The sequence below is a fragment of the Streptomyces sp. NPDC037288 genome (assembly GCF_055603265.1).
This window is the reverse complement of sequence record NZ_JBVJVY010000050.1, coordinates 37506-44554: the sequence shown is the minus strand read 5'-3', so window position 1 is coordinate 44554 and position 7049 is coordinate 37506. Positions and strand designations below refer to the sequence as shown.

Sequence of the window (7049 nt, the reverse complement as noted above, 5' to 3'; positions counted from 1 at the left end):
CCCCCCCCCCCCCCCCCCCCCCCCCCCCCCCCCCCCCCCCCCCCCCCCCCCCCCCCCCCCCCCCCCCCCCCCCCCCCCCCCCCCCCCCCCCCCGCTGCGGGGGGAAGCACCTGAGCGATCTTTTACGACGGGGGAATCGCGTCAGGCACTGCGGGGGGTGGCTGAGATGGTCCTGAGGTCCTGGTCCGTCGGCTCGGCGAGCCGGTGGTCCCGCTGGTCGAGGTTCACAAAGATCATTCCGTACCGGATGGCACATCGCACCGGCTGGGGCGCGCCACGCGGCTTGCGCAGGCACCGGTACGCCCGCACGTCCTCGTCATCGTCCCGGGTGACGACGACCGGCTCTCCGAACACGGTCACCATCAGCGAGTCACCACTGTGGGGGATGGCGGTGACCAGGTCGATGAAGTGCCAGCCGGAGCGGTAGGCCGTGGCCATTTCACGGCGGAAGGAGCGGTCGTCGGGTGGAGTGGTCATGACTCGGCGACCCATGTGCTGTCCCTGGGAGCGAACCACGTGCTGTCACCCGGGGCAGCGGAGGCCTTGACGACCCACGTGCTGTCACCGGCACCGGCAGCAGACACGGTGCTCGTGCGCCAGGTACTGTCGCCCGCCGCATCCGCCTTCGTCCCCGCGAGGCCATTCAGCGCCCCGAAGGCCACCACGGCGGAGAAGGCGGCGACAAGCGCCGAGCGAAGCATTTTCTTACGCATAGTCGGCTTCGTCCTCATGTGAAGGTCACCTCTCCCCCGTCCGAATACGACGATGGCCCATTCCGGCACGTCATGGCCACACAAACGATGCATCATGTTCCTGCACGTTCAGGACCCTGGGGGGTGGAGATTTGGCAACGAACGGGACTAAGCGGACACATCCCCACGGGCTGACCGACCTGTGCGAGGACGGACGCCGTCTTTACGGGAACGCTCTCCGAACGGGACGCCTAGCCCGTACGGATGCCGAACCAGCACCGTGTCTGATGGAGTTCGCCCTTCTTCATCCCGATCCTGACGACCCGAACTGGCTCCGCCCGGTACCCCCGTCCATCGCCCTGGCCCAGCGGCTCACCCCCATCGAGCACGAGATCACCCAGCGAAGGCGGCAGTCGATCGAACTGGCCGATGCTTTCGAGCCGTTCATGAGCATCAGTGCGCAGCCCACGGCGACCACACACTCGATCACCGTGCTGGAAGGCCTCGACCGGATCAACGCGGCACTCGATCTGGCCACGGCCCAGTGCCAGACCGAGATGCTCACCGTCCAGCCCAGCCGCCGCCGCCTCGAACACACCCTCACTCAGGGGCTGAAGCGCGACAGACCACTGATCGAGCGGGGCTGCCGTATCCGGACGCTCTATCAGCACCCCGCCCGCTACAGCCCCGAGACGCTCGCCTACGTGGCCCAGTTCACCGACGGCAAGGTGGAGTACCGCACCATCGACGAACTCGTCGAGCGGCTGATCATCTGCGACGAGACCGTGGCCTTCATCCCGACCCGCGACGACGGGGAGATAGCCCTCGAACTCCGGCACCCGGGACTCGTCCGCTACCTGATCAAGGTCTTCGAGTTCATGTGGTCCCGCGCGGTCCCGCTGAGCGCCGGCGCCCCCTACGAGACCGCCCCCGACGGCATCCCGGAGATCCAGCACTCCATCGCCAAGCTTCTGGTGGAGGGTCACGTGGACGAGGCCATCGCCCGCCGCCTCGGGATGAACGTCCGCACCTGCCGGGCCCACATCGCCAAGCTGGCCTCGGCCCTCGGCAGCGGCAGCCGCGCCCAGCTCGGCTATCTCATCGCACGCTCCGGGATTCTTGATCAGGAGCCCTGAGCGCCCCCGCCGGCAGCGCGGGGCCGCGGTGGCCGTCCAGGCCGACCTGGGCGATCCGGACGCCCAGTTGGGTGCGGCTGGCCGCGCCGAGGGTCTCCGAGAGGCGGGCGATGTGGGCGCGGCAGGTGCGCACACTGATGCCGAGCCGCTCGGCGATCACGGCGTCCTGGTGGCCCTCGGCGAGCAGCGCGGCGATGGACTGCTCGCGGTGCGAGATGCCCTCGATGCCGGTGTCGGGGAGGGGGGCGGTGAGCGGGATGGCGAGGCGCCAGAGGCGTTCGAAGACCGTGACCAGGTACTCGACCAGGGCCGGATGGCGCAGCTCCAGGGCCATCGTGCGGTCGGCGTTGGCGGGGATGAAGGCGACCGTGCGGTCGAAGAGGATGAGCCGGTCGATGACCTCGTCCAGGGTGCGGGCCTCCACCGTGTCGCCCATCAGCTCCAGGTAGTTGAGCAGCCCCTGCCCGTGCCGGGCCACGTGCGTGTACAGGTCGCGCATGCGCACGCCCCGGCCGCGCAGCGCCAGCGCCCGGTGCAGCCCCTCGGTCAGCTCGGCCTCCCGGCGGATGCCGCCGGGCTGCACGGTGAGCACCTCCGTCGTGCACGCCTCGGTCGCCTCGTCCATCGCGGCCTGGATCCGGGACAGCCCGTCCAGTACCCGGATCGCGCTGCCCTCGGCGGGCGCGGCGAGCGCGCCCAGCTGACGGCCGAGTCCGGCGTACCACTCGAAGGCGGCCACCGCCGAGCCCACCCGCCGCTGACTCTCGCTGACCTCGTCGTAGACCCCGCGCAGCAGCCTGGTCATGACCTCCTGCGGGGAGGTCGGCACCAGCCAGTCCATGTCGTCGGGGTCCGGGTGCAGCAGGGCCAGTTCCAGCAGGCAGGGCACCGTCTCGGCATCAGTGCGCGGCACCCGCCCGCGGCGTACCGCCCGGGAATACACCCGATCCCCGGCCGCGCACAGTCGGTCGGCGCCGTGTGGATGCTCGTCCGCCCCGCGCCCGGCCATCGCCCATTTCACCCCCGGTGTGCTGCCACTTCCGCAGCGCAACTATGCGCGGCGCCGACCGGGTCCGCAACACGGCTCGACTCAACGGGGCCCGCGGCAAACGCGTCTATGTCCGGGTATCGACCAGGCTCCGCCCCTCGCCTTGCAACAAGCTGAAGCGCTTCGCCGGGGGCGCGGGGGACGCCTACTTCAGGCCGAGCGTCGCGCAGGCCACCTTGTACTTGGGGGTGCAGATGTCGCCCACGGAGTAGATGCCGTCCGCGATGACCGTGGACTTGATGGTGCGCTTGGTCAGGGCGATCGGCTGGATCAGCTTGGCCGGGATGTCCTTGGCGGTGGGGCTGTCGACCTTGTCCTGGGTGAGCGCGTCGAACTGGATGTCCTTGCCCTGGACCCTGGCGACGGCCATCTGCGCGGCGGCCTCGGCCTCGTCCGGGTAGGCCTTGTAGACGCTCATGTACTGCTCGCCGGCCACGATCCGCTGGACCGCGTCGAGTTCCGCGTCCTGGCCGGTGACCGGGGGCAGGCTCGTGACCCCCGCCGCCTTCAGGGCCTTGATGACACCGCTCGCCATGCCGTCGTTGGCGGCGTAGACACCGGCGATGTTGTTCTTGCCGATCTGGCCGATCGCCTGGGTCATGTGGGCCTCGGCGATCTCCGGCTTCCAGTCCGTGGTGTCGTACGACTCCGCGATCGTCACCTTGCCGTTCAGCTCGGAGAGCGCGCCCTGCTTGAACTGCTTGGCGTTCGGGTCGGTGGGCGAGCCGTTCACCATGACGATCTTGTCGGAGGTGTCGGTGTTCGGCCCGAGGGCCTCCAGCAGGGTCCGGCCCTGCACCTCTCCGACGAGCTCGTTGTCGAAGGAGACGTAGGCGTCGATCGGGCCCTCGGCGAGACGGTCGTAGGCGATGACCGGGATGCCCGCGTCCTTGGCCTTCTGCACCCCGGCGGCGACGGCATGCGAGTCGACGGCGTCGAGCAGGATGATGTCGACCTTCTCGTCGATCATCTTCTGCAGCTGCGAGGCCTGCCGGGAGGCGTCCGCGTCGGCGTTGTCGTACTCGACCTTGCCCCGCTTGTTGGTGAGTCGGGCGACCTTGTCCTTGATGATCGGGTAGTCGAACCTGTCGTAGCGGGTGTTCGCCTTCTCCGGCAGCAGCAGGCCCACGGTGATGTCGTCACCCTTGCTCGGGCTCGCGCTCGCGCCGTCCCCCGTCGCGTCCAGCACGCCGCATCCGGCGAGCGAGAGGGTCATCGTGGATGCGGCCACGGATATGGCGATACGACGCATTCGAGAGCTCACTTCAGGTGCGTTCCGGACGTAGGGCTGCTATACGCCCCAGGTGTCTGAAAAGACAACGCGCAGGCCACACCCGGCGTCAAGCGGAACTACTTAACGAGTCCGCAACATCACCCTCAGCTGACACTGTGAAGGACGAACGGAATCTTCTCCAAACACTCTTTACGGACCCTTCGTCCAAGGGGTGTTCAGGAGACGGCAAAGGAGACGGCAAGAGAACGGGAACACCGGGGCGCAGCCGATGTGGATGATCGCGGTCGAGATGGCCGGCGACATGCTCTCCGGCTGACCGGCCAACAGCGTTTCAAAGATCGGCAAAGATCCGCACAACCAACCCCCTCGCTCGCGAGTCGTGATCACCGCGGCCGTCCGCCGCTTCCCCGACTCGACCAGAGGACCGAATGATCCCAGCCAGATGCGCGACCGCAGCCGCCGTCGTACTCGCCACCGCCGGCGGCCTGCTGGGCGCGGCCACCGCGTCCGCCTCCGCCGCCACGGCCTGCGCCTCGCCGACGTACAAGCGCACGTTCTACGCGAACACCACGTTCTCCGGCACTCCGAAGAAAACGGACTGTGACAGCGCCATCGACCAGAGCTGGAGCGGCGCTCCCGCCTCCGGCCTGCCGAAGGACTACTTCGGCGTCCGCTGGACCGTCACCCGCGACTTCGGCTCCGGCGGGCCCTTCGCGTTCGCCGTCTCCGGGACCGACGGCATCCGGGTCTACCTGGACGGCGTCCGCAAGGTCGACCTCTGGTCCGGCACCTCGGGTGCGCGAGCCAGGACCGTCGACGTCAGCGTCCCCCAGGGCAGGCACACCCTGCGGCTCGACTACGTCAACTGGACGGGCGCGGCGAGCGTGAGGTTCGGCTACACCCCGCGCACCTCCGCCACCGTCGACAAGGTCAAGCCCCTCGTTCCGGCCGGGACTTCGGTCCGCTACGACCCCGCGACCGGCAGGGCCGGGATCAGCTGGGCGAGGAACGCCGAGATGGACCTCGCCGGTTACCGCGTCTACCGGCGGCCGAAGGGCTCGTCGTACCCCGCCGAGCCGCTGGCCACGACCACCTCCACGGCGTACACCGACACCACTTTGCCGAAGACCGGCGCCGCCTACTACTACGAGGTCCGCGCCTACGACAGGGCGGGCAACGAGTCGGCGGGCACGGCGGACCAGGGCGTGACCACCGTGGACACCACCGCTCCGGCCGCGCCCGCCGACGCCGCGGACTGGTCCATGGACCCGGTTCGCGAGGTCACGCTGTCCTGGAGCCGGAACACCGAGCCCGACCTCGCGGGCTACCGGGTGTACCGCTCCGTCGCGCGGCCCGTCACGACGACCCCGGACCACCTGCTGAGCGGTGACACGCTGCTGCAGTCCACGTGGTGGACCGACCGTCCGCCGCAGACCGGAGACCGCTACTTCTACGTCGTCACCGCCGTCGACACCGCCGGCAACGAGTCGGCGCCGTCCGGTGTTTCCGAGTACTACACCCGCGACGAGACCCCGCCCGCCTACGTCCCGGACGTGACGGCCGAGGACGGCGAGCGGGGCGTCACCCTGAACTGGCCCTGGGGCCCCGAGGGCAGCGGCGTCTCGCGGTTCCTCGTCTACCGGGACGGCGACCGCCTCACCGAGGTGGCCGGCACCTCGTACACGGACACCGGCGTCGAGCGCTCGACCACACACACCTACACCGTCCGGTCCCTGGACGACGCGGGCAACGGCGGCCCCCTCTCGGCCCCCGTCACCGTCCAGCACGTCGGCGACTACACGCCCCCGCCCGCCGTGACCGGGCTGACCGCCACCCCGCAGGGCAACGGCGTCCTGCTCGACTGGGACGACAGCACCGCCGCCGACGTGGACCACTACGAGATCCACCGGGGCGTGTACCGCGACGGCACCTGGACCTACACCGACATCACGCCCAGCCTCCCGTTCGGCACCGTCTGGTCCGGGAACCGGGACGTGAGCCTGCCCGACGGCGAGCACCTGCGCTATGTGGTCGTGGCCGTCGACCGGGACGGCAACGCCCTGGACACCGGCGCCTCGACCGGCGTGGAGGTCACCGAGCTGGACCTGATGCCGGCGGAGACCTATCCGGACGATTCCGGCCATCTGTGGATGCGGGTCCTGGACACCGCCGAGGGTCCCGACATCGACGCCTCCGCCTACGGGGACGACCCGAAGGGCACCCCGACCGGCTACCACGTGTACCGCTGGGACCGCGACGCCGGCGCCTACGTACGGCTGACCGGCACGCCCGTCGGCTTCGGCACCGGCTACCGGGACACCACCGCGCCGGCGGCCGACACCGTCTTCTACAAGGTCACCGCCGTCTACGCCGACGGCACCGAGTCGGACCCGGTCGGCGCTCACGTGTTCCGGATCGGCATCGCGCCCTGAGGCACGGGAAAAGGGGCCCGGAGGTCTCCCTCCGGGCCCCTTGCCACCGCTGTCTCAGTCGCTCTGCTGCCGTTTCGGCCGCCACACCACCAGCGCGCTGGTCTGCTGGACCTCCTGGTACGGGACCAGGTCGCGGCGGTAGGAGGCGTGGACGGCGGCCTCGCGCTGCTGCATCGCGGCCGCCGCGCCGTCCAGGGCCGCCTCCAGTTCCACGACGCGGGACTGGAGGGCGGCGACCTGGTTCTCCAGTTCGATGATCCGCTTGATGCCGGCCAGGTTGATGCCCTCGTCCTGCGACAACTGCTGCACCTGGCGGAGCAGTTCGATGTCGCGGGCCGAGTAGCGCCGGCCCCGGCCCGCGGTGCGGTCCGGGGAGACCAGGCCGAGGCGGTCGTACTGGCGCAGCGTCTGCGGGTGGAGTCCGGAGAGCTGGGCCGCCACCGAGATGACGTAGACCGGGGTCTCCTCGGTCAGTTCATACGGGTTACGTCGACGGCCGTCCATCTC

Annotated in this window: 7 protein-coding genes; 2 read left to right on the top strand and 5 right to left on the bottom strand. The window is 69.9% G+C overall.

All coding sequences use genetic code 11. The annotated features are described in order from the left end of the window. Positions 1-141: 141 nt before the first annotated feature. Positions 142-477 carry a Rieske (2Fe-2S) protein gene (locus ACZ7GZ_RS36220; RefSeq protein WP_031172594.1) on the bottom strand — a complete coding sequence of 112 codons (336 nt, stop codon included), beginning with the start codon at positions 475-477 and terminating at the stop codon, positions 142-144. Continuing rightward, positions 474-731 carry a hypothetical protein gene (locus ACZ7GZ_RS36215; RefSeq protein ID WP_363216110.1) on the bottom strand — a complete coding sequence of 86 codons (258 nt, stop codon included), beginning with the start codon at positions 729-731 and terminating at the stop codon, positions 474-476. Before ACZ7GZ_RS36215 ends, ACZ7GZ_RS36220 begins: the two co-directional genes overlap by 4 nt. 113 nt (positions 732-844) lie before the next feature. Here ACZ7GZ_RS36215 and ACZ7GZ_RS36210 point away from each other — a divergent pair, with 113 nt between their 5' ends. Continuing rightward, positions 845-1828, top strand: a complete 984-nt coding sequence (locus ACZ7GZ_RS36210; protein WP_471031026.1) for a helix-turn-helix transcriptional regulator — start codon at positions 845-847, stop codon at positions 1826-1828. On the opposite strand, the gene ACZ7GZ_RS36205 is transcribed toward ACZ7GZ_RS36210, so the two are convergent. Together ACZ7GZ_RS36205 and ACZ7GZ_RS36200 are read right to left on the bottom strand one after the other, a co-directional pair. Further along, the gene (locus ACZ7GZ_RS36205) at positions 1791-2837 is read right to left on the bottom strand and encodes a helix-turn-helix transcriptional regulator (RefSeq protein WP_471031024.1); all 1047 of its coding nucleotides are present in this window, start codon (positions 2835-2837) and stop codon (positions 1791-1793) included. The two genes, ACZ7GZ_RS36210 and ACZ7GZ_RS36205, sit on opposite strands and share 38 nt — an antisense overlap. A gap of 184 nt (positions 2838-3021) precedes the next feature. Continuing rightward, complete coding sequence (locus ACZ7GZ_RS36200; RefSeq protein WP_471031021.1) at positions 3022-4128, bottom strand: sugar ABC transporter substrate-binding protein; 1107 nt, start codon at positions 4126-4128, stop codon at positions 3022-3024. Between the two features lie 410 nt (positions 4129-4538). Between ACZ7GZ_RS36200 and ACZ7GZ_RS36195 the strand changes: the two genes are divergently transcribed. After that, complete coding sequence (locus tag ACZ7GZ_RS36195) at positions 4539-6542, top strand: fibronectin type III domain-containing protein (RefSeq protein ID WP_471031019.1); 2004 nt, start codon at positions 4539-4541, stop codon at positions 6540-6542. Positions 6543-6596: 54 nt separating this feature from the next. On the opposite strand, the gene ACZ7GZ_RS36190 is transcribed toward ACZ7GZ_RS36195, so the two are convergent. Further along, positions 6597-7046 (bottom strand): heat shock protein transcriptional repressor HspR, encoded by a 450-nt coding sequence (locus tag ACZ7GZ_RS36190; protein WP_450801484.1) that lies wholly within the window; start codon positions 7044-7046, stop codon positions 6597-6599. Positions 7047-7049 lie beyond the last annotated feature (3 nt).

Bases quoted from the DNA above. Each gene is read 5' to 3' on its own strand.
- ACZ7GZ_RS36220 (WP_031172594.1), bottom strand. From the start codon at position 477: ATGACCACTCCACCCGACGACCGCTCCTTCCGCCGTGAAATGGCCACG.
- ACZ7GZ_RS36215 (WP_363216110.1), bottom strand. From the start codon at position 731: ATGAGGACGAAGCCGACTATGCGTAAGAAAATGCTTCGCTCGGCGCTT.
- ACZ7GZ_RS36205 (WP_471031024.1), bottom strand. From the start codon at position 2,837: ATGGCCGGGCGCGGGGCGGACGAGCATCCACACGGCGCCGACCGACTG.
- ACZ7GZ_RS36200 (WP_471031021.1), bottom strand. From the start codon at position 4,128: ATGCGTCGTATCGCCATATCCGTGGCCGCATCCACGATGACCCTCTCG.
- ACZ7GZ_RS36195 (WP_471031019.1), top strand. From the start codon at position 4,539: ATGATCCCAGCCAGATGCGCGACCGCAGCCGCCGTCGTACTCGCCACC.
- ACZ7GZ_RS36190 (WP_450801484.1), bottom strand. From the start codon at position 7,046: ATGGACGGCCGTCGACGTAACCCGTATGAACTGACCGAGGAGACCCCG.